This is a genomic window from Mycobacterium sp. IDUB_19, assembly GCF_055419445.1.
Genome location: NZ_JBVAXR010000001.1, coordinates 84,875 through 110,157 on the forward strand (window position 1 = coordinate 84,875; position 25,283 = coordinate 110,157).

Consider the following 25,283-nt stretch of genomic DNA (forward strand, 5'->3'; position numbering starts at 1 on the left):
GCATCGATGACTGTCACCAACGACACCGAGGTCTACTACGACCCGTACGACGTCGGCATCAATGCCGACCCGTATCCGACCTATGCGCGGCTACGTGAAGAAGCCCCGCTCTACTACAACAAGCAATATGATTTCTGGGCGGTGTCAAGGCATTCCGACGTCGAGCGGGGGCTGGCCAACTGGGAGACATTCTCGAACCGTCGCAGCGACATTCTCGAGTTGGTCCAGTCGAAATTCGATATGCCCCGTGGCGTCATGATGTTCCAGGATCCGCCCGAGCACACGATGCTGCGCGGGTTGATGTCGCGCGTGTTCACGCCGCGACGGATGGCCGAAATCGAGGACCAGATCCGGCGGTACTGCATTCGCTGCCTAGATCCACTCGTCGGGTCGTCGGGCTTCGACATCATTGCCGAGCTCGCGTCGATGATGCCGATGCGCGTGATCGGCATGCTGTTGGGAATACCGGAGTCCGAACAGGTCTCGGTTCGTGACGCCAATGACGCCAATCTGCGCACCAAACCGGGAGCGCCGCTCAAGGTCGCCAACGCCGACTCCATCGCGGACGGCCGGATCTATGCCGACTACGTCGAATGGCGATCGAAGAACCCGTCCGACGACCTGATGACGACCCTGCTCAACGTCGAGTTCGACGACGAGGACGGGGTGCATCGAAAGCTGACCCGCAAAGAGGTGCTGCACTACACCCAGGTGGTCGCCGGCGCGGGCAACGAGACCACCGGAAGGCTGATCGGCTGGCTGGCCAAGGTGCTTGCCGAAAACCCCGACCAGCGAAGGGAAATCCACCAGGATCGCTCGCTGCTGAACCGCACCGTTGACGAGACGTTGCGCTTCGAACCCACCGGCCCGCACGTAGCACGCTGGATGGCAAAGGATTTCGAGTGCTACGGCACCACCGTTCCGACGGGCAGCGCGATGCTGCTGCTGTTCGGCGCGGCCAACCGCGACCCCCGCCGGTACACCGATCCGGATACCTTCAACATTCGTCGCGACAACATCTCGCACATCACCTTCGGAAAAGGCGTGCACTACTGCCTCGGGGCAAATCTGGCCCGGCTGGAGGGGCGCGTCGCGCTGGACGAGATGCTCAACCGCTGGCCGGAGTGGGATATCGACTACGACACAGCACAACTCGCCTCGACCTCGACCGTACGTGGCTGGGAGAGACTGCGGGTCGTGCTGCCCTGATCCGCTTGGATCAGCCCTGCGCGCCGCGGTCTCGGCGGGCTTTCGGTTGCGGCATCTCGAACCGGTCCAGGAGTCGGTTGACCAGCGCGACGGCCGCGTCGTGGCCCCCGGAGGAACCCAGACCCTCTTCCAAGATCAGGGTGCGGCCTATCGAGGCGATGAAGACCGCGATGGCCGCGGGCGGGAACTCGTCGGTATCGATGTCATGTTCGCGGATGATGAAGTTCAGTGCCGTGATCTGCTGCTCGCGCCACCGATCGGACCACGCGGCGATTTCTGCTCGAATCTCCTTGCGGTGGTTGGCAAGTCCCATGAACTCCAGCAACAACCGGGTGTCCTTGGGCTCGATGAGGGTGTCCCAGAAGGCATGCAGCGGGCGGTCTGAAGACAATGCCGTCTGCTGGCGCTCCAGATAGACGGCAGCGCCGCGGCGAAAGACCGCCAGATACAGCTCATCCATCGTGGGGAAGTAGTAGTGCACCAAGGCCGGTTTGACACCGGCTTTTGCGGCGACCCGGCGCGACGTCGCCGCGGCGTAACCCTCCTCGACCATGATCTGACTCGTCGCGGCCACCAGCAGGTCGCGCGTCGTGGAGTCGCGCGCCTTCGGTCGTTCGGATGCGGTCACCGTCTGGTCATATCACACCGCCGGTTCGGCGACCATGTCGAAGAACGCGGCGCCGGAGTCCGGGATGCGGTTCTGCTTGAACACGTTGACGGCGTAGGAGACCAGAATCATCGAATACAGCAGGTGCAGCAGCCGTTCGGCGTCCTCGGCCAAGTCGTTGATGTCGAGGGCATTGAGGTGGGCGATCGCTTCCTCGGCTCTCGGGCCGATGGCGTCGTAGAAGGCGACGAGTTCGTCGTAGGGCTTCGACAGCCGCGCCTCGTAGCGTTGTGCCCGCGTCGGCAAAGCCCAGTCGGTGACAAACGGTTCGAGGTCGGCGAACCCGTCCGGCAGTAGCAGATCGGTCATGACGACTCCCCGGATTGGTAGGCGTCGACCGTGTCACGGATGACCGTGTGGAACTGGCGGATGAGCAATTCCTGGTCGGACAGGTGGAAGGTGTTCTGCGCCCGCGTCTTCAGCGCCGAGTGCGTCGCTTCGATGGTGTTCACATCCTGCATTGCGAACTCGATCGTGCTGTCTACCACGAGTTCCTGCGCCAGCCGGTCCCGCGCGTTGGCCGGTGGCACGAAGTACATGTCGATCTCGTAGATGTGCGAATCGACCGTCTCGGGCCAGTAGGTGTAGGTGATGTAGTAGTTGCGCGCCCAGAGCTGGATCGAGATGTTCGGGAAGACCCAGAACTGATCGTTGCCCCACGACGCGATGTTGCCGCGGTTCAAGAAGTCGGCGCCCCCGTTTTCGAGCCCGATATCCGGAACGTCGTCGGGCCCGAACAAGCCGGCGCGGAACAGCTTGTAGACCCAGCGCTGATCCTGGCGGGCGGGTCCCGCGGTGCCGGGTTCGCGATAGGGAAGCGGCGGGGGGCCCGGAACCGAGGTGAGCATGTGCGGCCGGAACAGTTCGTAGTGGTAGGAGTCGACGGGTGGCACCATCTTCTCGGCCTTGGAGACGTCGGGATCGATGAAGCGGCCATGCACGTATGGCGGGTGATACCACTCGCAGACCGAGTCGACGGCAAGCTTCCAGTTGCCTTTGATCCGGGTGGAGAAGCCGTAGCGCTGCGTCATCTTCTCGAACGGATACGCCTCGATGGCGAGCAGCCCGTCGCCGAGGAAACTCCGCAGCGGCAATGGAACTTGTCCCGGTTTGGAGGCGAAGTTGACGAAGATGAACCCCGCCCACACCTCGCAGTGCACCGCGGGCATCCGCAGTGAGCTCTTGTCGAGGTCGAAGAACTCGCCTTCATTCGTGATGTGATTGACCTTGCCGTCCAGGCCGTAGCGCCATCCGTGGTACTTGCAGGAGAACGCGCGGCAGGTGCCGGAGGACTCCTCGCCGGGGTGCTCCTGCCAGACGACCTTGTTGCCGCGGTGGGCGCACACGTTGTGGAAGGCATGCACGGTGTCATTGAGGTCGCGGGCGATCACGATCGAGGCAAGGCGGCCGGGCAGGTCGCGGGTGAAATAAGAGCCCTTACGCGGCAGGCGTTCGATGCGCCCGACGCACAACCAGTTTCGCTCGAAGACTGCCTTGCGTTCGGCGGCGAAGAACTCCTCGGAGATCGAGTCTTCGTAGTTGACCGGGCCGGTACCCAATTCGGGGTAGTCGGTGGTGAACTTGCCCCGGCCGGTCGACAGCCGTTGCTGGATGCTGGTCACGAGGGAACTCCTTCCTGCGCGGGTGCGCCGTTGGACCAGGGCTCCTGGTCCCAGGCCCGGTCCAGCGGGGCCATCTCGCCGCCGAACGGGAAGAAGGCCCGCTGTGCATAGGTTTCCCGCGCCAGACCGTGGCCGAGTTCATCGAGGAATGCCCGCTTGAGCGGGTTGGTGAACAGCTGGCGTGAGTAGCGCAGCGTCAGTGGTGGGCGCTTGACCAGTTCGCGTGCGAGTTCCCAGGCCCGGTCCAGCAGTTGGTCCTTGGGCAGCACCTCGTTGACCACGCCCCACTCCTTGGCCTCGGCCGCACCGAGCTTCATGCCGGTCAACAGGAAGTAGCGGGCGCGGGTATGGCCGGCCAGGTAGCTCCAGATGACGTGCTGGCCGTCACCGGGCACCTGGCCGCGCGGGAAATGTGACGCGTCCTGGAAGTAGGCATCCTCGGAGGCCAGCACGATGTCGCCAAGCAACGGTATTTCGGAGTGCATATTGCACGGGCCGTTGACAGCGCTGATCATCGGGACATCCACGTCGAGCACGTTGGTGATCATGTGTCTTGCGTACCAGGCTTTTTCATCAAGTTTGTTCAGCCCCCGGGTGCCGGGCATGATCAGATAGTCGGGCGTTTCGACGCGGTCGCCGTTGGGCATGCGTCCCCAATTGGCGTTGTAGTTCTCGCCGGTGCCGGTGTGGATGAGCACCTTGATCTCGCGGTCGCCGGCGATGTCGGCGAATGCGTCGGACATCTGGTCGTGGGCCCGCCAGTCCCACACCAGGCTGCCACCGTCGGTGTGGCACTGCATGAACAGGATTCCGTCGTCAGAGAGTTCAAACCGGTAGTTGGCGTACCGGTCGTGGTACTCGCTGTATCTGGTCCGCTTTGCCATTGAGTCGTCTCGTCTCCGCGGTGGTGAAAGTGGCCGGCTACCTATTTGAGCGATCGCCCAAATAGGTAGCTGCCATGCTTGCACCTCAGCCAGCAGTGGTCAAGGCTCAGCGGCCGCGGAGCAGGGCCACCACCGGAGCGAAGGATTCGATCTGCGACTGCTGCACGGTGACGTAGTTGACGCCGAGGCTGTCGCGGCGCGAACGCAGCAATTCCCCAACGCTTTCCGGCGTGCCGATCAGGACGTTGGGGTGGTTGCGCAGCAGGTCGGCCGGGATGCCTGTCGTCTTCGCGATGTCGGCCAAGGCCGTCTCGGGATCGTTGGTGATCTCGGTGAAGTACGGGGAACTCTCGACGTCGAGTTGGCGATAGCGGGCACCGGCTGCGGTCGCTACGAAGCCGATTCGACGCTCGGCGACCGCCTGGGGATCGAGGCCGTCTGAATCGCGTGCCACGAACGGCACGCTGGAGATGCTGACGATGTCAGCCTCGCGGCCGGCGAGTGAGAGCACGCGTTGCCCACCGCCGCCGATCATGATCGGCGGATGCGGACGTTGCACCGGCCGCGGCCGTCCCGCATACCCACGCACCTGAACGAACTCGCCCGAACAATCCAGTTCTTCGCCCTCCCAATGGGCCTTGATGAGCGCGACGACCTCGGCCAGCTTGGAGATTCGGCGGTCCGGACGGTCGAATTCCAGTCCCATCGCGGTGTATTCGACTTCGCTCCAGCCGGCCCCGATACCCAACTCCAGACGGCCGTCCGAGAGCAGATCAAGTGTCGCTGCTTCCTTGGCCAATACCGCCGGCACGTGATAGTCGATGCAGAACACCCGGCAACCGATGCGCAGCTTCTCGGTGTGGGCGGCCGCGGCCGCCATCGCCGCAATCGGAGCAAGGTCCTGGCGAGGGGTGCGCGCGGCTCGCTGCGCGGGTCCCGGGCCGAGATAGTGATCGGCGAGGAAAAGCGTTGAATAGCCGAGATCTTCGACTTTGCGTACGGTATCGCGCCACTCGCGCCCGCCGGAGGCGTTGGTCGCTTGCACCGCGAAGCGAAACGGAGGCCGGTCCATAGGCTTGACCGTAATCGATACCGGGTGATAGGCATGTGAAGCCAACCGTTTGAGCGATCGCTCAGGAAAGGTAGATGACGGCTTGAGCGCGAAGACAGCGGTCGTGACGGGCGGTGCCTCGGGGATCGGCCGAGCCGTCGTCGAGAGGTTGCGCAGCGACGGATTCCAGGTGGCCGTCCTCGATCTCACGCCCACCGACGACGGGTTCGGTTACATCGCCGACGTCACCGACCGCGCGCAGGTCGACGCGGCGATGTCCACGATCCGCGACGCATTGGGCCCGATCCTGGTGCTGGTCAACGCCGCCGGGGTGGAGGGCTTCAAGAAGTTCCTGAGCATGTCGTTTCAGGAATGGTCGAAGGTGATCGATGTGAACCTGAACGGTGTGTTCAATACCCTTCAGGCGGTACTGCCCGACATGGTCGAGGCGGGCTGGGGGCGCATCATCAACATCTCGTCGTCCAGCACGCATTCCGGCCAGCCGTTCATGGCCCACTACGTCGCGGCGAAGTCCGCGGTGAACGGGCTGACCAAGTCGCTCGCCCTGGAGTACGGCCCGAGCGGGATCACCGTCAACGCCGTGCCACCGGGCTTCATCGACACACCGATGCTGCGCAGCGCCGAGAGCCGGCATCTACTCGGCGGAACCGTGGAGGACCACATCGCTCGCACGCCGGTTCGCCGGGTGGGCAAGCCGGAGGATATCGCCGCCGCGTGTGCATTCTTCGCTTCCGAGGAAGCCAGCTACATCACCGGACAGATTCTCGGCGTGAACGGTGGTCGCAATACGTGACAGGCGAGATCCCAAGAGATTCAAGGAGTTTGATGTACGACAGGGACCAACTCTTCATCGACGGGAAGTGGGCAGCGCCGGGTTCGGGCCAGGAGGCCGCCATCTCGGTGCAATCCCCGCACAGTGAGGCCGTCATCGGCCACGCGGTGTGCGCGGGACCTACCGACGTCAACCGCGCGGTAGACGCCGCACGGGCGGCTTTCGACACCGGGCCGTGGCCACGCATGCAACCCGCGGAACGGATCGAGGCGATCACCCGCCTGGCCGGCATCTACCAGGAGCGGCGAGCCGATATGGCCACCCTGATCTCGGCCGAGATCGGAGCTCCCATCACCTTCGCCAAGAGGGCGCAGGTTCGGCTGCCGCTGACCATGATGTCGGCGTTCTGCAACTTCGCCGCAGGCTACGAATGGCAGCAAGAACGTCCCGGCGTCTATGGCAAGAACATCCGGATCCGCAAGCTTCCGGTGGGCGTCATCGCCGCGGTGGTGCCGTGGAACATGCCGCAGTTCCTCACCGTCACCAAAGTGGTGCCGGCGCTGCTGGCCGGTTGTTCGGTGCTGCTCAAGCCCGCGCCCGAGTCGGTGCTCGACGCCCAGCTGCTCGCCGATCTGGTTGCGGCAGCTGACCTTCCGCCCGGTGTGTTCAACGTGCTGCCCGGGGGCTGGGAAGTCGGCGAGCTGCTGGTGCGGCATCCCGGCGTCGACAAGGTCTCGTTCACCGGCTCCACGGCCGCGGGCCGGCAGGTCGCCCTTGCCTGCGCCGAAGGGCTCAAGCAGGTGAGCCTCGAACTCGGCGGCAAGTCGGCGGCCATCGTGCTCGACGACGCCGATCTCGCGGCCGCTGCCACCGGGATCCAGATGGCCAGCCTGGCCAACAGTGGCCAGGTCTGCAATGCGCTGAGCCGGATCCTGGTGCCCGAGAAGCGCAAAGACGAGTTCGTCGACGCGTTGGCCGCCGGGATGGCGTCGATGACCGTCGGCGACCCGGCCGATCCCAACACCCAGGTCGGCCCGCTGGTGGCGCAACGCCAGCAGGAGCGGGTCCGTGGATACATCGAATCGGGCAAAAGCGAAGGGGCACGGCTGGTTATCGGCGGCAGCGAGATGCCCGACGGCCTCGACACCGGATGGTACGTGCGCCCGACACTGTTCAGCGACGCAACCAACAACATGCGGATCGCGCGCGAAGAGATCTTCGGCCCGGTGTTGACGGTCATTTCCTACCGTGACGAGGATGAGGCGATCCGGGTGGCCAACGATTCGGAGTACGGGCTGGCGGGATCGGTGTTCACCGCCGACGTCGAGCGCGGGTACGGCGTCGCCGCCCGGGTCCGGTCCGGTACCTTCGGCGTCAACGAGGGCTACATCATGGACCCGGCCGCACCTTTCGGCGGCGTCAAAAATAGCGGATATGGCCGGGAGCTCGGAATCGAGGGAATCGACAGTTACACGGTGAGCCAATCGATTTCGGCGGCAGCAACCAATTAGCAGGCCGGAGGCGGCTGAGATTTTGCGGCGAGCGTGAAGCTGGCCGCACGCTCGATACCCAACGTGAAGCTGGCCGCACGCTCGGCCGGATGAACGGAGTTCGGCCGGGAACCTCGCCCTTGCCTTTCCCGCCGGCTCCGCCTAAGACTGGCGTGTGGGCGGTATTGAATGAGATCCGCTCGCAGTACGCGCAGCGAAAGCGACACCGGGAGCTGGAGTGAGCGATCTGGAAGGCATCGACCCCGCTGTCACGCCCAGCGGGGCCGGGTGCGTGGAGTGTGAGCAGCACCAGGGATGGTGGTTTCACCTACGCCGTTGCGCCCAATGCGGCCACATCGGCTGCTGCGACCAATCGCCGGGCCAGCACGCCACTGCCCACGCCGAAGCCGCCAAGCACCCGCTGATCGCCAGTTTCGAACCCGGCGAACAGTGGTTCTACGACTACCGGGACCAACAGTTCTACGACGGCCCGCCGCTTGCGCCGCCAGAACATCATCCGCTTGACCAGTCGGTGCCAGGACCTGCCGAGCGCCTCCCCGCCGACTGGCAACATCGGCTGCATTGACGCCGGTGGATCAACAATCCGATTAGGAACTTCCCGGCCGGGGAATTGTGCTGGGTACATCCACAGATAAGGAAAATGGCGTGGCTCCGAGTTTCCAGGACATCATCCAGTCCAAGTACCTGCTGTTGACCACATTCACCAAGGACGGCCGCCCCAAGCCCACGGCGATCTGGGGTGTGCCCGAGGGCGACAAGCTCCTCGTCATCACCGACGACGGCTCGTGGAAAACCAAGCGGATCAACAACACACCTCGCGTCACGATCGCGAAGAGCGGGGCCTTGGGCAAGCCCAAGAGCGAAGAGGTCGAGGGCGTCGCCCGCGTCCTGCCGAAGTCCGAGACGCGCCGGGTCTACAACGCCGTGTTGAAGCGGTACTGGTATCACGCCCCGTGGTTCTACGTGCACTCGATCGTGCGGGGCGGCATCGACAAGGTTCACGTCGGCCTCGAGATCAAACCCGCCGCTTAGCAACGCTTCCCGGCGCACGACGCCGCGGTTAGGGTTGACCCGTGGCACAGGAACCGACCCGGACATCATCGTCGATCTTGGCACTTGTCGCGGCGGCCCGCGTCGGCGTCGGGGCCGCGATGTTGCTGGCGCCGGATCGATTCTTCAAGCCCGACTCGGGTACCGAGACGCTGCTGATGCAAACGATCGGGATTCGGGACCTCGTCATCGGGTCGGGCGCCTGCGCCGCGTTGTTGCGCGGTGGCGACGGCGAATTCCGGCGCTGGGCTGCCGTGGGCTTGATCAGCGACAGCGCCGACCTGCTGCTCGGGCTGCGCAGCCGGCCCCTCGTCGGTGCCAAGGGCGCGTTGATCGCCACGCTGGCGCCCGTGCCGTTCGTCGGCGCCGGCGTGCGCGGCTTCGTCCGCGGCTTCGGAAAGAGCAGGCAGCCTTAGCGGCCGGCGCTGCGCAGGGCGTCGATCGTGTCGGTCACGGTGTCCCGCGGGTCCCGATAGGTGATGCCGAGCTCTGTCTCGCTGGGTGAATCGTCGGATGCCGGCATCTGGGTGTAGTACTGCATCCCCGCTGAGGTGAACGGCGTATCGAAGGGGAGAAATCGCCCAGCCCTATCCAGAACCGCCCCCGCGACGCGCAGCGCGGTGTCGGGAATCGGAACGGCGACCATCGGCGTCTCGGCGACCTGGCCGAGCAGGTTCGCAAGGCCGGCGGCGGGAACTCGATGACCGCCGGCGGTGTAGCGCCGCGGTCCGCGGCCGGGCTCCAGTAACGCCGCGTGCAACGCGGCCAAGTCGCGGACGTCGACGATCAGCCATGCCGCGCTCCGCCCCGGGATCGCGTGCATTTGCAGGGCCGCCCGGACACCTTCGCCGGCCTCGCCGTATTGGTTGCCGACCGGCGGCCCCAGGACCATGCCGGGGTAAGTGATGTCGACCGGCGCACCCGCGTCCTGCAGACCCCGCGCATAGATCTCGACCTGCGCCTTGGAGGTTCCGTATCCATCCGCCCCGCCGACCACGGGTAGGTCCGCGGTCAGCGTCTGTAGGTGCGGACGGAACAGCGCCGTGAAGCTCGACACGTGCACGATCGGGTCCAGGCCGAGTTCGACCGCTTGGCCGAGCACGTTTTGAGCGCCCTGCATATTCGTGGTCAGCATCTCGTTGGTCTGACGCGGATCGGTCGCCACCAGAGCGGCGCTGTGCACGACGGCGTCGCATCCCTGCAAGGCTTCCCGTACCGAGACGCGATCGGTGATGTCCCCGACGGCGTAATCCGACACGTCGACGCCCAGCTTGGCGACCGAGGTCTGCAGCCGATCGGGATTGCGCACCAGGAATCGGACCGAGTGCCCCGCGTCAGCGATGACCTTGGCAGTCCACCCACCGACAAATCCCGTACCGCCCGTTATCAGAATTCGCACGCAGCGATTCTGCAAGGCTTGTCGCCCGCGCGGCAACTGGGTGGGCGTTAACTACAGGTGACTGGCGACGAAGCTCGCGCCTTGGCCCGCCATCCCGTTGACGACATACGACGCGTGCGCCGCGCCGTCGTTGCCGCCGCCGCAGATCGGATCGCCGGGAGCGCACAGCTGCAGCGTCTTGGGCTGGTACTGCGGGCCGATGGCGATGTCCGGTGCGCCGTAATGCTCGAGGAATTGGTTCGACGGTGTGCCGAACAGAATGACGGCGGCGACGTGGTTGGCGACATCGGGTGGCATCGGCGCGGGCACCGAAGCAGCGGGAACGCCCTTCGGTACGGCCGGCGACGTGACGAAGCCGGCCACGGCCGCGCCCTGCGAGAAACCGCCCAGCACTTCCCGAGTCTTGGGGCAGCTCGCTGCCATCGACTCGATGTGCGAGCTGGCATCCCGAATCCCGTCGATGAACGTCGCCGGGAAGTCGGGGTTGCCGAAGTCACTGCTGGCCGGGTAGTTCACCGGGTACACCGCGAGGGTCCGACCGCCGATCTGCCCGCGCAGTGCGTCGACGAAGCCGCTACCGATGCCGCCGACACCGGGCGGCTCACTGGTGCCGCGGGCAAACACCAGATCGACGTCGGGACATGGGTCGGCACTTGCTGACGGCGCGTGGCTGCTGAACAGCACGGCAGCCGTCGCCAGCGCGGCTACCCCCGCCGCCGCCGCGAGCTTGCGCATCCGAGTATTGATCACGTTCAAGACGTTCACCTTCATCCCAAGTCGAGTCCGGGTCTCCCATTTATCTGTATTCGATACAGGTGGCGAGAAGGATTGCCCAAAGCTGGCATTCTCAACCGCTACCGGGGAACCAGGCGCAGGACCGGAATCTTGCGGCCGATCGCCACGGTCGCGGCACGGTAGTCGCCGTAGCCGGGGTACGAGCGTTCGGCGAGGCCGTAGAGCCGAGCCCACTCGGCGGGCTCGGTGACCTCGGTGGCCAGGAACCTGTCCCCACCCAACTCACACTCGGGGTGCGCTTTGAGGTTGTAGTACCAATTCGGGTGCGTGCTGCCGCCGAAGTTGGAGGCGATCGCAATCACGTCGCGACCGTCGTGGAAGTAAGAGATCTGGGACTGACGCGGCTCACCGGTCTTAGCGCCCCTCATGTGCAGCGTCGCCGACGGCACAGCAAACATTCCCCAGGACACTTTGTCGCGGGATACCCGCATCAGCCACGGATCGGTCTTCGCGGCAATGTGCTGTGCGAGGAACTTCCCGGGCCTACTGCGAGCAAACTTGGTCATAGTGCGGTTGAATGCCGAAACGTGGCGCTCCGGGTCGACATGGGGTAGCGGCATGAATCGACGATAATCCCGTCCTCGGGGCGCGCGGGCAGCTTCCGCGCAACCAGCGTGCTGACCGGCTTGGGTGTCAGTCCCCGTCCTGCTGTCCAGAAAGACGACCAGCAGGTTTACCGGCGTCTTCAGTAAACCTGCTGGTCGAGAGCGGGGCTATTTCTTGAAGGCGTCCTTCACCTTCTCGCCGGCGTCCTTCAGACTGGACTTGGCCTGGTCTCCACGGCCCTCGTTCTTGGTGTCGTCGTCACCGGTGGCCTTGCCGACGGCTTCCTTCGCCCGGCCGCCGAGGTCCTCGATTTTGTTCTTGATCTTGTCTTCGGTGCTCATGCGCTTTCGCTCCGTCCTCGTACATTGTTGTTATCGGTCCGGCTACCCGAACGGGTGAGTCCGAAACCCTCGAGACCGGGGTCCGCTCACGGCCCGGCCGAAGATTCCGCACCGGATACCGCGGTCAGGCCAGGCAAACAACGACCGCGCCCGGTCGACATGTGATGGATCACAATGGATCTATGGGGATCCCATGAGCACCGGAGCGGTGGTGGCAATAGTCGTCGGGTTGATGCTGCTGGGCCTTGGCATCGTGATCAATCAACTGCTTCGGCTGCGGAAGTATCTGAATGACTCGCCGCCCGAGCATTTGCCTGGTGCTGATGTCGGGGAGCCGCCCGAGCACGATCCGCCCAAGTGACTTTCAGGACTCTGCTCGACTGATAGCTTCGTTCTGGTAATCGCACCTCATCGGGGAGGGCCGCTCCGGCGGTAGCTGACCCGCGCGCACAACGTCCGGGGGCACCATGACACCGTCGACTCTGCTCGCAACCGACGATGGCCTGCCCTGCGGTGTGTCGGGCGCCGCCGATCCGCATTTCGCGAATGTCGTCAAGAAATTTGCCCAGCAGTTCCCGGGGCGGCGCCTCGGCGGCGGAGCCCTGAGTATCTACATCGACGGCATTTGCGTTGTCGACGTCTGGACCGGGTGGTCGGACCGGGCCGGCACCCAGCCCTGGACCGCCGACACCGGCGCGATGGTGTTCTCGGCGACCAAGGGCATCGCGTCGGCGGTGATTCACCGGCTGGCCGACCGCGGCCTGTTGTCCTACGACGATCCGGTCGCCGAGTACTGGCCGGAATTCGCGGCCAACGGCAAGGGCGACATCACGGTTCGCGACGTGCTTAGGCACCGATCCGGTTTGTCGCACCTGCGCGGCGTCACCAAGACGGAGTTGATGGATCACCTGGCCATGGAGGAGCGGCTTGCCGCCGCGCCCGTCGATCACCTGCGGGGCGTGCAGGCGTATCACGCGCTGACCTACGGCTGGCTGCTGTCCGGGCTGGCCCGAGCGGTAACCGGCAAAGGCATGCGAGAGCTGATCCGTCAGGAGGTCGCGCGTCCGCTCAACACCGACGGCCTGCATCTCGGCCGACCGCCCCAGGGCTCGCCCACCACGCCCGCGGAGATCCTGATGCCGCAGAAAAGAATCGTGCCGACCCCGGTGCTCAACTTCATCGCTCCGAGGGTGGCCAACATGCGGTACTCGGGGGCGCTGGGGGCGATGTATTTCCCCGGGATCATGTCCCTGATGCAGGGGGACACCCCGTTCCTGGACGGCGAGATCCCCGCGGCCAACGGCGTGGTCACCGGGCGCGGGCTGGCCAAGATGTATGCCGTGCTGGCCAACGGTGGCCGCATCGACGGCAAGAAGTACCTGTCCGAGGAGTTGGCCCGCGGGCTGGCCGGCCAAGCTCGAATCAAGTGGCCGGACGCAAACATGGTGGTGCCCATGCCTTTTCACCTCGGGTACCACGAATCGCCGGTGCCCGGTCTGTTGCACGGGTTCGGGCACGTGGGTCTGGGCGGGACGCTCGGCTGGGCCGACCCCGAGGTTGGCGGCTCGTTCGGTTACGTGCACAACCGGCTGTTGACGTCGCGGGTGTTCGACATGGGATCGTTCGCGGGTTTGGCCGGTCCGCTGCGCTCCGCGATGGAGGCCGCCCGTCATCAGGGCCCGCTCGAGGTGCCCCAGCTGGGTGCGGCCTACCCCAAACCCGGCCGGCGACGGACGACCGCACCGGCCAGGGTGGCGTCGGGGGACTAGATCTTCGCGAAGCCGCGGGGCAGCGTCAGCGGAAGGTCGGCATAGGTGGCGATTCCGGGCGCCGCGGCGACGACGGCGGGGATCGCGTTGATGGCGGGCACCGCCGTCATGATGTGGCCGAGGTCCATGAATTCCTCGAGCGTCGTGGCCTCGAAGTAGGGCGGCGGCAGGAAGCCGACCTTGGTTGTCACCGTCGGTTGCCCGTCGACCTGGATGACCCAGCCGTCCTGCTCGATCTTCCAGTCCGGCTCGAGCGTCTGGCCCTTTTTCCATCGGACGTTGAGGTCGATGAGGGTCTTGCCGTTGACGATGCCCTGCCAGCTGATGTAGGTGCCCGCGACGTGTCCCGCGGGGATGGTCCAGGACGCCATTTCGAGGTCGGCCGTGGTTTGGGCGAACTCGGCGACGCATTTGACCTCGTCGAGTTCGACGCCGAGCGCGTCAGCAACCAGCCGGACGGCTTCGCCGAAGATCGCGGTGCCCTTGGCGGCCATCGCCGGCAGGTCCGGGTGGTCGATCGGCTGACCGAAGCCCACCGGCTTCTCGGTCTCGGGCGAGTCGTAGAACGTGGTGTCGGCGGCTTCGTTGACCGTGACCTTGTCGACGCGGTTGCACACCATCGCCGAGACGATGGCCAGCAGCTCGGCGAAGCCCGGGCTCACGCCGGAGCCGAAGATCGTCGACCCGCCCTTCTCGCAGGCCTCGAGGATCCGGTCGCGGCCCTCGCCCAGGTTGTGCCCGGTGATGAACGACGCGGTGGTCACCACGTTGACACCCGCGGCCAGGATGCCGACCAGCTCGTCGACGTTGATCCACATCGGGTTGTAGACGACGCAGTCCGGTTTGAGCGCGAGCAGCGCCGCCACGTCGTTGGTCGCGGCGACCCCGAGCGGAGCGATGCCCACTAACTCGCCGGCGTCACGCCCGACCTTCTCCGGAGACCAGGCAAAGCACCCGACCAGTTCCAGCATGGGGTTGTCGGCGATCGACTTGAGCGAGCTCTTGCCCACGTTTCCGGTGTTCCACTGAACGACTCGATAGTTGTTTGGCACTCGCTCAGCATAGGGGTTCTTAGTGGGGCTTAGTAGGTGGATTCGGAAGCCAAAATCTCGGCCAGAAACGCGTCCGCCGGCGGCCGGTCCAGGCGGGCGTGCACCCAACGGCGAATCCGTTCCCGGGTTTCGCGGGGCTCGCTCGTGACGGCTCCGACGATCACCGCGGTCTGCGCCCAATCGTGATCCCAGGCCGCGGATTCGCTCATCGGCCGCGCCTCGGCGTCGAGCAAGGGAAGGTTCGCGTGGCCATCGCCATCCAGAACACCGGCCCCGCTGATGGCTCCGGACTGCAACCGCACCGGGATACCGGTGGCCGGGTCCGGCCCGACGGTCGCCGCCCGCACCACGGCCGCTACCCCCGCCTCGATGCTCCACTCGACGGTGTCCTCGCCCGCATCGAAGATGGCGGGGGGCACCGCGGTCCAGTTGACGGATGAGACGCCCCTGGCGATCGGAGTCGCGCTTCGGGGACCCGTGTCGGCGCCCGCGGCCAGCGCGTAGTCGTCGCGACGCCCACTCGGCGCAGCCGACATCGTATCCGAATCATCAAGAGCGGCAATCAGTTCGGCCCACGCGTCGTCGTCCACACCGATCTCGTCGGCAATCCCAGCGCCCGCGCGCACCAGGTCCGCGATCCGCGGATCATCGCTGCGGAGATGGGTGAACAACGCCGCGGCATGCGGCGCCAGCAGTTCGGCCACCTCCGAATCCAGCGTGTCGTCGGTGAAGAAGCCCTGCGCGCCGACGGTCAGCAGCGCGATCTCGACATCGAGCAGCGCACGATCCAGGCCGACGATGCCGTCCTGCCGGCTCGCCGGCCACCAGCGCCGCAGCCAATGCCCGATGGCCAGTCGGCGCAACGGGTCGACCGACCCGGGCACGATGTTGACGCCGGCGAGGTCGATGCTGGTCGCGCCGTCCACCGCGTCCGCGGCAGCAGCCAGCGCGACGTGTCCGGCTTCGCCGAACACCCGCCAAAGCCAGTCGGCGCGCGACAGATCGGTGAAGGTGATCTGGGCTCGCCCGTCGCCGGGTGGGTCGTCGACCGTCCAGGACAGCACGGCGCCGCTGACTTCCAGCACCGCGGCCAGCGGCGTCTCGGCGCTGACCGGCCCGACGCTCCAAAGGCCGGAATCGGCAACCAATTTCATCCGGCCACCTGCAATTCCAACATCGCCTTGATCCGCTGGCGGTGATCGAGGCTCACCGAGCGCGCGACCCCCTCCAACAGCGACCGCATCTCGTCGACGTCTTCGCAGGGCTCCTGCCAGACGTCGCGCCCGTGCAGCCGGGCCCACAGGCGGCTCAAGTAGGGCGGCGCATACGCGGCGAGGTCGTCGACGACCTGCCGCTGCCGAGGGTGGATCGGACCGCCCTCGGCGAGGTAGCGCCGGGCGTGCAGGACGTACGCTTCCTTGCGCAGTCGCGCCTGGATCTGTGCTGCCAGCGCGTAACGGCTTGCCACGGTTCGGTCCAGCGGCGCCAGCTCGACCGCGACCTCGATCCCGGCCACCAGCGTGGCTTGCTTGTCCTCCGACAGCAGCCCCCACGGCGCGCAGGCGCGGTCGACTTCCTCCTCGCAGAGCAACGGGATGTCGGGCAGGGCGTCACGGTCCAGGGCGCGGCGCAGCGTCGCCCGGACTCGGTCCACGACAGTGCGATCCAGCGGGCGATCGCTGTCTGCCTCACCGGCGATGGGCGGGGGACGTTGCGGCGCAACCGAGCTCAGTCCGAGGTCGACGATCGACCAGGGCAGCTCCGCCGATTCGACACGGGCCAGTGCGCCCAGATTGTACGGGGTGGTGTCGCTGATCATGGCCCACCAGACCCGCTGCCGGGCCGTCGCGGCGCGATGTCCGTGGGCGGGCCCGAGCACCGTGGCAAGCTCGGCCAGGAACGGCCCCGTCACCGTCTCGCCTGCCCGCACGTCAGCCCAACTGCGTTCGAGCTGATCGGTCAGGGTGGCCACCACATCCGCACTGGCGACGTACTGATGCAGCACTTCGATCGCGGTACGGTCGCGGCCCCGGTGAATCTCGTGGAGCACGGTGGCCGCGGTCTCGCGATCCTCCGGGGCCGGTGAGCCTCTGGTGACCGCGAGCTCAAAGCACACGGGGAAGTAGAGCTCCTGGGCGTTTCCGGAGCGGATCCGCTGCCGGCGGCGCTCGAGTTTGAGGACCGCGAACCATGCTGCGGCGGCACGTAATTCGGATGCGCTGCCGACGATCAGTTCGCGCATCGCCGCGGCGGTCTCAGGGGCGACCACCGGGGCCGAATACTGCGGGTTGGACCGCAACCGCAGCACCAACGGGTCGATGATGCGCTTGACGGTCCGGGTCAGCGGTCCGCCGTCGTCACCGCTGAGCACCTCGACGCCGGGGGCGATCGCCCGCCACGCCGCCTCGATCACCGACCGGCGTGGATGGCCTGCCGCCACGGTGGTGGCCAGCTGCGGATCCGCGCTCATCAGCACAGGATAGGGGCATTCCAGAGATACCGGCAGCCAAAAAGTTGGGTTCGGTAGCCGGTTGACACGCAGACCCTTTATGCATGAACAAGCTGAGGACATTGCTGGCGGGCGTCGGGCGTCTCGCGTTCTGGCGGCGGCCGAACACCGAAGGTCGTACCGTCGGCGTCGGCACCGTGCGCGATGTCGCCGGCCAGCGGCAGGTTTTCGTCGAAGTAGTGGCCGTATCGGGCGAGACATTCATCGGCAGATTGGCGCGGTGCGAGGACGATCCCGACGTGTCGGTGCTGCGGCCCGGCCTCGTCGTTCTGGTGGCCTTCGATCCCGCTGCCCGCGAGGAGCTTTCGCTGCCCGACGACGTGTTGGCGGTCCACGCTTCGTGGCTGGCCGCGGTCTGAGTGCTAGCGTGCGCCGTCGACAGCGAAACTGACCAGCGCGCCCCAATACAGCGGGCTGGCCGTGCGGTCTCCGTCCCGCCAGCGCCGCATCTGCTCGCGCTGCCATCGATTCACCGCGCAGCCCGCGTCGGCGTCCTCATGGGCGCGGTCGACGGCGGCGACGACGTCGGTCATCGGATCGGCATCCGTACCGGCGAATTGACGGTAGGCGGTCGTGGTGGGCAGCGACCACAGTGTGGCGGTGACCAACTGTGCGCCACCCAGAATCATCGCCGCCACCAGACCGGTCGCCTCGTCGAATCGATAGTCGCCGCCCGAACCGCAGGCCAGCAGGGCGACCCGGGGAGGCATCGGCAACCGCAACGCCATCAGGTCCGACGCGGTGAGCGGACGGTGGTCGCCGATGGTGTCGGCGTCGCCGGGAGTCGCCGCCGTGCAGGCCAGGTGCAGGGCCGCGCGGTCGGCCTGGGCGGCGTGATCTGGCTGCGCGTCAGCAGAACTCGCGTGTCCGACGTAGAGCAGCCGGCTAGGGTGCTGCGCCAGCAAGTCGGCCAGCCAGGTGCGGTCAGCATCCTGACGACGGAACAGTTCGACCGCCCCGCCGACTCCGGGCAGCACCGCCTGGCGTGTCATCAGCTCGGCAAAGTGTTGCGCCAACCGCGTTTCCGGTGACGGCCTGCCGAGCACCGAGCCGAGCGCGGAGTCGGGGCGCTGCCCGGGCACGCGAGGGTCGAGGACCAGGACTGGCGGACCGCCGCGGCGGTCCTCCCATCCGGTCGGTGTGCGCGGAGCGTGCACGATGTTCGCCGGCACCGCCATCAGCACGTCGGCCAACTCCATCAGCCGATGGCCGTCGGTGTGCTCGCTGATATTCGCGAGCTGCCAAGGGATCCGGGCCGCGACCCGACCGCTGGCCGTGATGGCGTCCTGGCGGGCGCGCACCAATTCCTCTTTGCTCGGGCCCGATGTCGGCACCGCCAGCAACCCCCAGGGGACGCGCGCCAGCCGAGCGCTTGGGGCCACGAACAGCGTTGCGCGGGGCGAGCTTACGCACTCCGTCAACAGCTGCCAGCCTTGCGTGCTGATCAGCAGCACACCCAGGATGTAGGCGACCGTAAGTTCGGTGTCCGGATTTGCGAAAGGGCCGGTGGCCAAGGCCCGTTCGATGGCGTCGCGCCGGCTCTCGCTGCCGTGCGGCTCCGGTATGGCGTCGGTCAGCTCCTCGATGGCCGCCAGCAGGATCGGTTCCTCCACCACCCAGGTGACGGTCCGCGACGGCTGCCCCACGATCCGCAAACTGGCGTAGGTGGCGATCCCAACGTCGGCGTACCGCAGGACAAGGGTGAGCCGGTCCGCCTCGCTCATGGCCAGGTCGACCAGGCGGGTTCGGCGGCGGTGACGTCACGCCCGTAGCGCTGCAGCGCCAGTGCGCGATAGTGACTCATGATCGGCGGACTGTCGGGCTGCATCTGCAACGGCGGCAACGGCCCGAGCCGGGTGAGCGAGCGGCCGGCACCCGCGGGCGGCCCGGCCGCGGCCAGCGCGATGGCTGGTTCCGCCTCCATGTCGACGACCACTGTGGCGGTCGCCGTCGACGCCCATTCGCCTATTTTCGGCCGTTGCACGTCCGTGTCGAAAGTGCCTCGCGCGCTGTGGTATTCGACGAGCTCACTGATCAGCTGGGTGTTTTCCCATTCGTATGCGACAGCGAAGGCGCCGGCCAGGATGGGTGCCGAAATGCTGGTCGCCCAGCGTGATCTCGCGTCGGCGTCGGTGATGGAAAAGCGCACCGAGTCGACCGCCAGCGCGGCCGGGAGCTTGAGCTCGGCGGCCTGTTCGAGCTTGGTCATCGCGCGCCAGTATTCGGGGGTGCCGACCTCGCCGTGCAGGATGCCGAGTCCCTCGGCCTGCCGGGCTTCCGTTTCCTGCAGCGTCTCGTCGGGATCGCCCGAGCTGTCGAAGCCGAGGTCCGCCAACGCATCCGCGCGCCACACGGTGCCGAGGTGACTGTCCAGTTGGGCGTACTGCAGCCAGCTGCTGCGCGGCGACGAGTCCAGGAGTTCGCGGGCCTGGGCGATCAGCTCGACCGCGTCAGCGAACCGGCTGCAAAAGATCGCTATCCAACTGCGCTGCAACAAGATACGTTGCAGGTACAACGGCTTGCCCACCTCGCGCCATCCCCGCTCGGCATGCTCCCAGCACTCGTCCGCGCCTTCCAGGGCGCCGGATCCCAGCCGGGTCAGACCCATGTACAGCCAGCACCGCGCGATATCGTGTGCCCGCTCGTGGCGCGCGATGACGGGGTAGGCCTCGGAGACCAGCTGCTCGGTCGTCGCGTGGTCACTGACCAACCAGCGCGCCGCCGCGCGCTCTAATTGTGTTCTGGCCTCTGCTAATTCCCAACCCCGCGCCTTGGCCCTGGCTCCGGCGCGACGCAGCCACGGTTCGGCTTCGCTGAGCCGCCCGGTCTCGACGCAGAACCTGCCGTACGCGGTGGCCGCGGCTATCCGCAGCTGGTCGTCGAATTCTGCGTCGCCGAGGCGGTCGACCGCCCCGAGCACCCGCTCCCACAACGGAATGGACCGCACGTGCAGGTCGTCGTCGCACAGCGCGCTCGCGCACAGCACCTGTGCGTGGATGACTAGGCGGGCGTGCTCGTCGGCCAGCTCGGGGAACACGTCGCCGGCCTGGCTCAGCTCGGCCAGCGCGTGTTCGGCGCCTTCGTGGTCGCCCTGCGCCGCGGCCACGCCGGTCTGCAGGAACTGGGCCCGCCGCGAGTAGCGAGCGATCATGTGCGCAACGTCGGAATTAGGCATCCTGACCTGGCCGGCCGCTTCCGGCATCGTGCCGGCCATGATCCCGGAGTAGATCGCCAGGCAGTCGCCGATGCGCCGGATGCACTCGTGCACTCCGTCATTCGCGCCCCGCGCGAGGTAGATCTCGCCCAGCTGAGCGAAGACCTCCAGGATCAGATCGTCGCGATCTTCCCGCTCGATCTGCGGCACCAGGGACAGCAACAGGTCCTGGGCGCCGGTCTCGTCGGCGACCAGTGCCAGTCGGCGGGCACGCTCTAGTTCGCCGGAGATCGACACGGCTGCATCATAAATCCATTTGCCGGGGGTCTGCCCCGGACAGCCCGGTGCGGCGGACATGTGAGTGAAGCATGTCCGCCGCCCGGGGTAAAGCCGATTAGCCGCACGTCACCTTGATGCTGTAGTCCTTGGTGATCATGCCGGCCATCGGGTTCTTCAGGTCGGCGCCCTGCGCCTGACCGGTGATGGTGTAGGTCTTGCCGTCCACCGCCACGTTGGCCGACCCGACCTTCGCACCCATGTTGTTGGCGACCGACAAGGCGTTGCCGTCCACCACGAGTGCCAACGATTCGACCTTCGGAGTTGCTTCGTCGGTCATCACGACGGCCAGCGCCTGCTGCGCACCGCCGGTGGATCCGCTACCGATGTCGATCTTGCCGCCCTGCTTCACGCAGGTCACCGAGGACGGGTTGACGCCCGCCAGGTCGGTGCCACCGACCTTGATCTGAGCACCGCTCCCGGAGGCGACGCTAGGGGCGGTGCTCGACGCCGGGCTGGCTGTGTGGCCGCCGCTTGAGCAGCCGACCACCGCCGAGGCGATGCCGAGAGTTCCGATCGCTCCCACGAGAAGACGCTTCACTGGTGATTCCTTCCTTCATGCGCCGCCCCGTTGGCGTCGTCATGGAAGCAAGTACAGAACGCCCGAATTGCTACCGATCCCAATTTTCTTGGGCGCAAGCGGTAGGCTCCGGCGACGGACTGAAGGGAGAACATCGGATGGCCAGCGTGAATTGGTTGGAAAAGACTGAGGCACATGACTTTCCGGCAGCCGCCGACTACCTGGACCTCATCGCGGATCCGGCCACTGTCAATAAGCTGACCAAACGGCTGCAGGGCGGAACCGTGACGCACAAGAAGGCCAAGGACATCCTGCGAGCCGCGCAGCTAAGCCTGTTACCCGTCGATAACCCACACGTCGCCGCCGATCTCAGCAAGATCGAAAAAGGTGTCGCGCTCTCGCCGATCCTGCTGGTGCGCGGCGACATCGTGACCGGTGTACCGCTGCAGATCGCCGACGGCTACCACCGTGTCTGCGCGAGTTATCACACCGACGAGAACACCCCCATACCTGTTGTGCTCGCGACACTGAGCCGCGGCAAGTAGGGCGGCGGCACCCGGGAAATCGCTGCGCCGGGCGCAGTGCTTGAGTGTCACTGTGATTGAGATCCAGACCGTCGGTGCGGTGCGGGTGTTGACCCTTTCGGCCGGGCGCGTCAACGCCCTCGATGTGGAAGTGCTTGAGGAGCTGACCCGCTCCTTCCGTGAACTGCAGGACTCGGGCAACGGACCGCTGGTCATCACCGGCGCGGGTCGGGTGTTCAGCGCGGGGGTCGACCTCAACCGCGTGGTCGACGGCGGTAGCAACTACACCGATCGGTTGGTTCCGGCGCTGTCTGATGCGTTCGACGCGTTGTTCAGCTTTCCGTGGCCGACGGTCGCCGCCATCAATGGTGCGGCTATCGCCGGGGGGTGCGTGCTGGCGTGTGCCTGCGATCGTCGCCTGATCGGTCCCGAGGCGGGGATCGGGGCAGCCGAGGTCCGCGTCGGCGTCTCGTTCCCGGTCGCCGCGCTGGAAGTCATGCGTTACGCCTGCGGAGATCGGGCCGAGGAAGTACTGCTCGGCGCTCGCACCTACCAGGGGGCCGACGCCATCACCCGCGGGCTTGCCCACCGCGTCGTCTCCGATGATCTGATCGAGGCGGCCGTCGCGGAGGCCGCAGACCTGGGCGGCATCCCGGTCGACGCCTACCGCGACACGAAAGCCCAGCTGCGGGCGCCGGCGGTGGCGCGGATCCGTCAGGGTGGCGCTACCGACGCCGACGTTCGCCAGCTGTGGGGTGCGGACGAGACGCAGCAGCGCATCGCCGCCTACGTGGAGAGTCTTCGGCGCCGCGACTGATCACTCGTCGAGGGCGATGCCGCCGCGGGTGCGCCTGCGCCGCATGCGGTGCGAGCCCTTGCCTTCCGGCCGGCGGTTACGCAGCCCGCTGCTGGGTTCCTCGGTGTCGTCGTCGGCCTCGGCGGACGGCTCCTCGGTCGAGGGTTCCGGCTCGGTCTCGGCGCTTTCCGTGGTCGCGTCGGGTTCTTCTGTGGGCTCTTCGGCCTGCTCCGGCTCTGCTTCCTTCGCCGTGACGGTCTCGGCCTCTTCGGCTTCGGCGGCCTCGGTGTCCGCTGCCTCGGCCTCGTCGGATTCTGCATCCTCAGCGGTGTCCGTGGCTTCCTCGGTGTCCGCCTCGTCGCCCTTCTTGCGGCGCAGACCACGCCGTTTGGGCTTCTTCGCCTTGATCGGTTTCGGCGGAGGCGGCGGCAACTCGGCGACGAACGACAGGTAGAACGCGAAAAAACCGATCACGCCGATCGCGGCGGCAGCGCCGTAAATGCCGAACAGATACTGTCCCGCGGAGTCCAGGCTGAGCCAGATCTCGCTGATCGCGGTGCCGATGATCAGCACCCCGGCCAGTACGTGGGCCACGATTGACCAGAGCCGGAGCGTCAGGGCCAGCTGCGGCACGCCCAGCTCCGGCTTACGGGTCCGTAGCAGGGTGAACACCACGGGCAGCGCGGCCAGGGCAAACAACGCTCCCGAGCCGATCCGGCCCGCCATCCCCAGTGCGCGTGGTGTGTCGCCCATCAACTCCGACCAGCGGGGTAACACGCAGAGGAAATAGAGGACGCCGGCACCGATCGAAAACAACAAGTGCCACGGTATGGCGACCTTGCGCCCCATACGCCTCCCTCATACTGGTGAGCCCACGTCAGCCTAGAGGCCGAGTGCACCCGATTTGCGGAGGATGCGGGATTTGAACCCGCGAGGGCTATTAACCCAACCCGCGTTCCAGGCGAGCGCCATAGGCCACTAGGCGAATCCTCCGTGGCAATGGTAGCGGCTGGGTCAACGCGGAATGTCCCGCGGCCGTCATCGGCGGATGCGAGCAGGTACTAGACTCTCGGTGGACCCCGCGCGGCGTCTATCCTGTGAATTCCCCCAGGGCCGGAAGGCAGCAAGGGTCAATGGGCTCTGTCGGGTGCGCGGGGTCCCCTATGTGTGGGGCCGTGCGATCAGTGCGTACGCCGGTAGCCGGCCCGTCACCCTCCGGCGTTCGACAGCGAAAGGGCCCCTGGTGGCGTTCGATTCCCTCAGCCCCGAAGAGCTCACCGCACTGCACACCCGCAACCAGCAGGACTACGCGGAGCTGCAGGCCAAGAAGCTGCACTTGGATCTGACCCGCGGCAAACCGGCCCCGGAGCAGCTGGATCTGTCCAATCAGCTACTGAGCCTGCCCGGCGACGACTTCCGCGACGCCGAGGGCACCGACACCCGTAACTACGGCGGCCTGCACGGCCTGCCCGGACTGCGGGCCGTCTTCGGGGAGCTGCTCGGCATTCCGGTGCCCAACCTGATCGCCGGGAACAACTCCAGCCTGGAGCTGATGCACGACCTGGTCGCCTTCTCGATGCTGTACGGCGGCGTGGACTCGCAACGGCCCTGGAAGGACGAGCCGAGCATCAAGTTCCTGTGCCCCGCGCCCGGGTATGACCGGCACTTCGCCATCACCGAGACCATGGGCATCGAGATGATCCGAGTCCCGATGCGCGACGACGGCCCCGACGTGGACATGATCGAGGAGCTCGTCGCCGTCGACCCCGCGATCAAGGGGATGTGGACGGTGCCGGTGTTCGGCAACCCCACCGGCGTCACGTACTCCTGGGAAACGGTTCGTCGGCTGGTGCAGATGCGGACGGCGGCGCCCGACTTCCGGCTGTTCTGGGACAACGCCTACGCGGTGCACACCCTGACGCACGACTTCCTGCGCCAGGTCGACATCCTCGGGCTGGCCGCCACGGCCGGCAACCCGCACCGGCCGTACGTCTTCGCCTCGACGTCGAAGATCACCTTCGCCGGCGCCGGAGTCAGCTTCCTGGGCGGGTCGCTGGGCAACATCGCCTGGTACCTGCAGTACGCGGGGAAGAAGTCGATCGGCCCGGACAAGATCAACCAGCTGCGGCACCTGCGTTTCTTCGGCGACGCCGACGGGGTCCGCCTGCAGATGCAGCGCCACCAGCAGATCCTGGCGCCGAAGTTCGCCCTGACGTTGGAGATCCTCGAGCAGCGGCTCGGCGACTCCAAGATCGCTTCCTGGACCGAGCCCAAGGGCGGCTACTTCATCAGTCTGGACGTCTGGCCCGGCACGGCCCGCCGCACCGTCGCGCTGGCCAAGGACGCCGGTATCGCGGTCACCGAGGCAGGTGCGACGTTCCCGTACCGCAAGGATCCGGAGGATAAGAACATCCGGATCGCGCCCACCTTCCCGTCGCTGCCGGACCTGCGCGACGCGGTCGACGGGCTGGCGACCTGCGCGCTGCTGGCGGCTTCCGAGGCCCGGCTGGGCGCCCCGGCACCGAGCGTGAACTGACGGCGTTGTGTGTGTGCCTTGGGGGCTCGCGTGCGCGCCAAGGACGCCGCGTGTGCGCCTAGGGCGGGAAATCCGGCAAAATCCCGCCCTGCACGCACACGCAAAGCCGCTGATGCACATCCGATGCTGCCCGGGCTCTAGTCACCGTGTAAACGGTGCGACTTCTCAGCGGGCCCTGCGGTGCCCGCATCGTCGTCGCACGGCGCCGGTAGCCTGCTG

28 protein-coding genes, 1 tRNA gene and 1 other RNA gene are annotated in these 25,283 nt (G+C 66.6%); 13 read left to right on the plus strand and 17 right to left on the minus strand.

All coding sequences use genetic code 11. The annotated features are described in order from the left end of the window. Positions 1-6: 6 nt before the first annotated feature. Entirely contained in the window at positions 7-1,209 is a 1,203-nt protein-coding gene (locus ACZY0B_RS00410) for a cytochrome P450 (RefSeq protein WP_463761960.1), read from the plus strand. 10 nt (positions 1,210-1,219) lie between these two features. Here ACZY0B_RS00410 and ACZY0B_RS00415 read toward each other — a convergent pair whose 3' ends face one another. The 5 genes from ACZY0B_RS00415 to ACZY0B_RS00435 form a co-directional block, all read right to left on the minus strand. After that, positions 1,220-1,837 carry a TetR/AcrR family transcriptional regulator gene (locus tag ACZY0B_RS00415; protein ID WP_463761961.1) on the minus strand — a complete coding sequence of 206 codons (618 nt, stop codon included), beginning with the start codon at positions 1,835-1,837 and terminating at the stop codon, positions 1,220-1,222. A gap of 12 nt (positions 1,838-1,849) precedes the next feature. Then, positions 1,850-2,185, minus strand: a complete 336-nt coding sequence (locus ACZY0B_RS00420; protein ID WP_463761962.1) for a hypothetical protein — start codon at positions 2,183-2,185, stop codon at positions 1,850-1,852. After that, on the minus strand, positions 2,182-3,498 hold the full coding sequence (locus ACZY0B_RS00425) for an aromatic ring-hydroxylating oxygenase subunit alpha (RefSeq protein WP_463761963.1): 1,317 nt from the start codon (positions 3,496-3,498) through the stop codon (positions 2,182-2,184). Before ACZY0B_RS00425 ends, ACZY0B_RS00420 begins: the two co-directional genes overlap by 4 nt. Further along, entirely contained in the window at positions 3,495-4,382 is an 888-nt protein-coding gene (locus ACZY0B_RS00430) for an enoyl-CoA hydratase/isomerase family protein (RefSeq protein WP_463761964.1), read from the minus strand. Before ACZY0B_RS00430 ends, ACZY0B_RS00425 begins: the two co-directional genes overlap by 4 nt. A gap of 106 nt (positions 4,383-4,488) precedes the next feature. Next, a complete protein-coding gene (locus tag ACZY0B_RS00435) occupies positions 4,489-5,454 on the minus strand; it encodes a TIGR03621 family F420-dependent LLM class oxidoreductase (protein ID WP_463761965.1) in 966 nt (321 codons plus the stop codon). A gap of 82 nt (positions 5,455-5,536) precedes the next feature. Here ACZY0B_RS00435 and ACZY0B_RS00440 point away from each other — a divergent pair, with 82 nt between their 5' ends. The 5 genes from ACZY0B_RS00440 (at position 5,537) to ACZY0B_RS00460 (ending at position 9,203) form a co-directional block, all read left to right on the plus strand. Continuing rightward, positions 5,537-6,247, plus strand: coding sequence for an SDR family NAD(P)-dependent oxidoreductase (locus ACZY0B_RS00440; RefSeq protein WP_463761966.1), 711 nt, complete (start codon positions 5,537-5,539; stop codon positions 6,245-6,247). A gap of 32 nt (positions 6,248-6,279) precedes the next feature. After that, entirely contained in the window at positions 6,280-7,737 is a 1,458-nt protein-coding gene (locus tag ACZY0B_RS00445; protein ID WP_463761967.1) for an aldehyde dehydrogenase, read from the plus strand. 217 nt (positions 7,738-7,954) lie between these two features. Continuing rightward, positions 7,955-8,302, plus strand: a complete 348-nt coding sequence (locus tag ACZY0B_RS00450) for a UBP-type zinc finger domain-containing protein (protein ID WP_463761968.1) — start codon at positions 7,955-7,957, stop codon at positions 8,300-8,302. An 80-nt stretch (positions 8,303-8,382) separates the two neighbouring features. After that, positions 8,383-8,769 carry a PPOX class F420-dependent oxidoreductase gene (locus ACZY0B_RS00455; protein WP_463761969.1) on the plus strand — a complete coding sequence of 129 codons (387 nt, stop codon included), beginning with the start codon at positions 8,383-8,385 and terminating at the stop codon, positions 8,767-8,769. A 41-nt stretch (positions 8,770-8,810) separates the two neighbouring features. Next, complete coding sequence (locus ACZY0B_RS00460; protein WP_463761970.1) at positions 8,811-9,203, plus strand: hypothetical protein; 393 nt, start codon at positions 8,811-8,813, stop codon at positions 9,201-9,203. Here the strand turns inward: ACZY0B_RS00460 and ACZY0B_RS00465 are convergent. From ACZY0B_RS00465 to ACZY0B_RS00480, 4 genes are all read right to left on the minus strand, one after another. After that, the gene (locus tag ACZY0B_RS00465; protein ID WP_463761971.1) at positions 9,200-10,186 is read right to left on the minus strand and encodes an SDR family NAD(P)-dependent oxidoreductase; all 987 of its coding nucleotides are present in this window, start codon (positions 10,184-10,186) and stop codon (positions 9,200-9,202) included. The two genes, ACZY0B_RS00460 and ACZY0B_RS00465, sit on opposite strands and share 4 nt — an antisense overlap. A gap of 51 nt (positions 10,187-10,237) precedes the next feature. After that, on the minus strand, positions 10,238-10,921 hold the full coding sequence (locus ACZY0B_RS00470; protein ID WP_463762360.1) for a cutinase family protein: 684 nt from the start codon (positions 10,919-10,921) through the stop codon (positions 10,238-10,240). Between the two features lie 119 nt (positions 10,922-11,040). Then, complete coding sequence (locus tag ACZY0B_RS00475) at positions 11,041-11,541, minus strand: nitroreductase family deazaflavin-dependent oxidoreductase (RefSeq protein WP_463761972.1); 501 nt, start codon at positions 11,539-11,541, stop codon at positions 11,041-11,043. Positions 11,542-11,694: 153 nt separating this feature from the next. Continuing rightward, entirely contained in the window at positions 11,695-11,868 is a 174-nt protein-coding gene (locus ACZY0B_RS00480; RefSeq protein ID WP_463761973.1) for a CsbD family protein, read from the minus strand. A 193-nt stretch (positions 11,869-12,061) separates the two neighbouring features. Here ACZY0B_RS00480 and ACZY0B_RS00485 point away from each other — a divergent pair, with 193 nt between their 5' ends. Beyond that, a complete protein-coding gene (locus ACZY0B_RS00485; RefSeq protein WP_463761974.1) occupies positions 12,062-12,229 on the plus strand; it encodes a hypothetical protein in 168 nt (55 codons plus the stop codon). Positions 12,230-12,335: 106 nt separating this feature from the next. Further along, complete coding sequence (gene lipL, locus ACZY0B_RS00490; RefSeq protein WP_463761975.1) at positions 12,336-13,637, plus strand: esterase/beta-lactamase LipL; 1,302 nt, start codon at positions 12,336-12,338, stop codon at positions 13,635-13,637. Here the strand turns inward: lipL and ACZY0B_RS00495 are convergent. From ACZY0B_RS00495 to ACZY0B_RS00505, 3 genes are read right to left on the minus strand one after another with little or no spacing between them, the layout of a single operon-like run. After that, positions 13,634-14,689, minus strand: coding sequence for an NAD(P)H-dependent amine dehydrogenase family protein (locus ACZY0B_RS00495; RefSeq protein WP_463761976.1), 1,056 nt, complete (start codon positions 14,687-14,689; stop codon positions 13,634-13,636). The two genes, lipL and ACZY0B_RS00495, sit on opposite strands and share 4 nt — an antisense overlap. A 29-nt stretch (positions 14,690-14,718) precedes the next feature. Then, on the minus strand, positions 14,719-15,843 hold the full coding sequence (locus tag ACZY0B_RS00500) for a hypothetical protein (RefSeq protein ID WP_463761977.1): 1,125 nt from the start codon (positions 15,841-15,843) through the stop codon (positions 14,719-14,721). Next, on the minus strand, positions 15,840-17,159 hold the full coding sequence (locus ACZY0B_RS00505) for a hypothetical protein (protein ID WP_463761978.1): 1,320 nt from the start codon (positions 17,157-17,159) through the stop codon (positions 15,840-15,842). Before ACZY0B_RS00505 ends, ACZY0B_RS00500 begins: the two co-directional genes overlap by 4 nt. Before the next feature lie 83 nt (positions 17,160-17,242). On the opposite strand from ACZY0B_RS00505, the gene ACZY0B_RS00510 reads away from it, so the two are divergent. Continuing rightward, on the plus strand, positions 17,243-17,557 hold the full coding sequence (locus tag ACZY0B_RS00510; protein WP_463761979.1) for a hypothetical protein: 315 nt from the start codon (positions 17,243-17,245) through the stop codon (positions 17,555-17,557). Between the two features lie 3 nt (positions 17,558-17,560). Here ACZY0B_RS00510 and ACZY0B_RS00515 read toward each other — a convergent pair whose 3' ends face one another. From ACZY0B_RS00515 to ACZY0B_RS00525, 3 genes are all read right to left on the minus strand, one after another. Continuing rightward, the gene (locus tag ACZY0B_RS00515) at positions 17,561-18,922 is read right to left on the minus strand and encodes a CHAT domain-containing protein (RefSeq protein WP_463761980.1); all 1,362 of its coding nucleotides are present in this window, start codon (positions 18,920-18,922) and stop codon (positions 17,561-17,563) included. After that, entirely contained in the window at positions 18,919-20,649 is a 1,731-nt protein-coding gene (locus ACZY0B_RS00520; RefSeq protein WP_463761981.1) for a hypothetical protein, read from the minus strand. The genes ACZY0B_RS00515 and ACZY0B_RS00520 overlap by 4 nt, the downstream gene beginning before the upstream one ends. Before the next feature lie 97 nt (positions 20,650-20,746). Further along, the gene (locus ACZY0B_RS00525) at positions 20,747-21,229 is read right to left on the minus strand and encodes a lipoprotein LpqH (protein ID WP_463761982.1); all 483 of its coding nucleotides are present in this window, start codon (positions 21,227-21,229) and stop codon (positions 20,747-20,749) included. A 137-nt stretch (positions 21,230-21,366) separates the two neighbouring features. Between ACZY0B_RS00525 and ACZY0B_RS00530 the strand changes: the two genes are divergently transcribed. Then, the gene (locus ACZY0B_RS00530) at positions 21,367-21,753 is read left to right on the plus strand and encodes a hypothetical protein (protein ID WP_463762361.1); all 387 of its coding nucleotides are present in this window, start codon (positions 21,367-21,369) and stop codon (positions 21,751-21,753) included. 52 nt (positions 21,754-21,805) lie between these two features. Then, on the plus strand, positions 21,806-22,549 hold the full coding sequence (locus tag ACZY0B_RS00535; RefSeq protein WP_463761983.1) for an enoyl-CoA hydratase/isomerase family protein: 744 nt from the start codon (positions 21,806-21,808) through the stop codon (positions 22,547-22,549). Here the strand turns inward: ACZY0B_RS00535 and ACZY0B_RS00540 are convergent, their stop codons facing one another. Together ACZY0B_RS00540 and ACZY0B_RS00545 are read right to left on the minus strand one after the other, a co-directional pair. Next, positions 22,550-23,377: a hypothetical protein gene (locus tag ACZY0B_RS00540; protein ID WP_463761984.1), complete on the minus strand. Its 828-nt coding sequence runs from the start codon at positions 23,375-23,377 to the stop codon at positions 22,550-22,552. Positions 23,378-23,435: 58 nt separating this feature from the next. Continuing rightward, a tRNA-Ser gene (locus ACZY0B_RS00545) sits at positions 23,436-23,521 on the minus strand. 77 nt (positions 23,522-23,598) lie between these two features. On the opposite strand from ACZY0B_RS00545, the gene ffs reads away from it, so the two are divergent. Together ffs and ACZY0B_RS00555 are read left to right on the plus strand one after the other, a co-directional pair. Next, positions 23,599-23,695: signal recognition particle sRNA small type (gene ffs / locus ACZY0B_RS00550), an RNA gene on the plus strand. A 76-nt stretch (positions 23,696-23,771) separates the two neighbouring features. Next, on the plus strand, positions 23,772-25,064 hold the full coding sequence (locus ACZY0B_RS00555; RefSeq protein WP_463761985.1) for an aspartate aminotransferase type Ic: 1,293 nt from the start codon (positions 23,772-23,774) through the stop codon (positions 25,062-25,064). Positions 25,065-25,283: the final 219 nt, after the last annotated feature.

Excerpts from the sequence above, each read along its gene's own strand:
- ACZY0B_RS00445 (WP_463761967.1), top strand. The coding sequence starts at position 6,280 with ATGTACGACAGGGACCAACTCTTCATCGACGGGAAGTGGGCAGCGCCG.
- ACZY0B_RS00540 (WP_463761984.1), bottom strand. The coding sequence starts at position 23,377 with ATGGGGCGCAAGGTCGCCATACCGTGGCACTTGTTGTTTTCGATCGGT.
- ACZY0B_RS00530 (WP_463762361.1), top strand. The coding sequence starts at position 21,367 with ATGGCCAGCGTGAATTGGTTGGAAAAGACTGAGGCACATGACTTTCCG.
- ACZY0B_RS00435 (WP_463761965.1), bottom strand. The coding sequence starts at position 5,454 with ATGGACCGGCCTCCGTTTCGCTTCGCGGTGCAAGCGACCAACGCCTCC.
- ACZY0B_RS00480 (WP_463761973.1), bottom strand. The coding sequence starts at position 11,868 with ATGAGCACCGAAGACAAGATCAAGAACAAAATCGAGGACCTCGGCGGC.
- ACZY0B_RS00515 (WP_463761980.1), bottom strand. The coding sequence starts at position 18,922 with ATGAGCGAGGCGGACCGGCTCACCCTTGTCCTGCGGTACGCCGACGTT.
- ACZY0B_RS00470 (WP_463762360.1), bottom strand. The coding sequence starts at position 10,921 with ATGCGCAAGCTCGCGGCGGCGGCGGGGGTAGCCGCGCTGGCGACGGCT.
- ACZY0B_RS00500 (WP_463761977.1), bottom strand. The coding sequence starts at position 15,843 with ATGAAATTGGTTGCCGATTCCGGCCTTTGGAGCGTCGGGCCGGTCAGC.
- ACZY0B_RS00410 (WP_463761960.1), top strand. The coding sequence starts at position 7 with ATGACTGTCACCAACGACACCGAGGTCTACTACGACCCGTACGACGTC.
- ACZY0B_RS00485 (WP_463761974.1), top strand. The coding sequence starts at position 12,062 with ATGAGCACCGGAGCGGTGGTGGCAATAGTCGTCGGGTTGATGCTGCTG.
- ACZY0B_RS00510 (WP_463761979.1), top strand. The coding sequence starts at position 17,243 with ATGAACAAGCTGAGGACATTGCTGGCGGGCGTCGGGCGTCTCGCGTTC.
- ACZY0B_RS00505 (WP_463761978.1), bottom strand. The coding sequence starts at position 17,159 with ATGAGCGCGGATCCGCAGCTGGCCACCACCGTGGCGGCAGGCCATCCA.
- ACZY0B_RS00420 (WP_463761962.1), bottom strand. The coding sequence starts at position 2,185 with ATGACCGATCTGCTACTGCCGGACGGGTTCGCCGACCTCGAACCGTTT.
- ACZY0B_RS00475 (WP_463761972.1), bottom strand. The coding sequence starts at position 11,541 with ATGCCGCTACCCCATGTCGACCCGGAGCGCCACGTTTCGGCATTCAAC.
- ACZY0B_RS00430 (WP_463761964.1), bottom strand. The coding sequence starts at position 4,382 with ATGGCAAAGCGGACCAGATACAGCGAGTACCACGACCGGTACGCCAAC.
- lipL (WP_463761975.1), top strand. The coding sequence starts at position 12,336 with ATGACACCGTCGACTCTGCTCGCAACCGACGATGGCCTGCCCTGCGGT.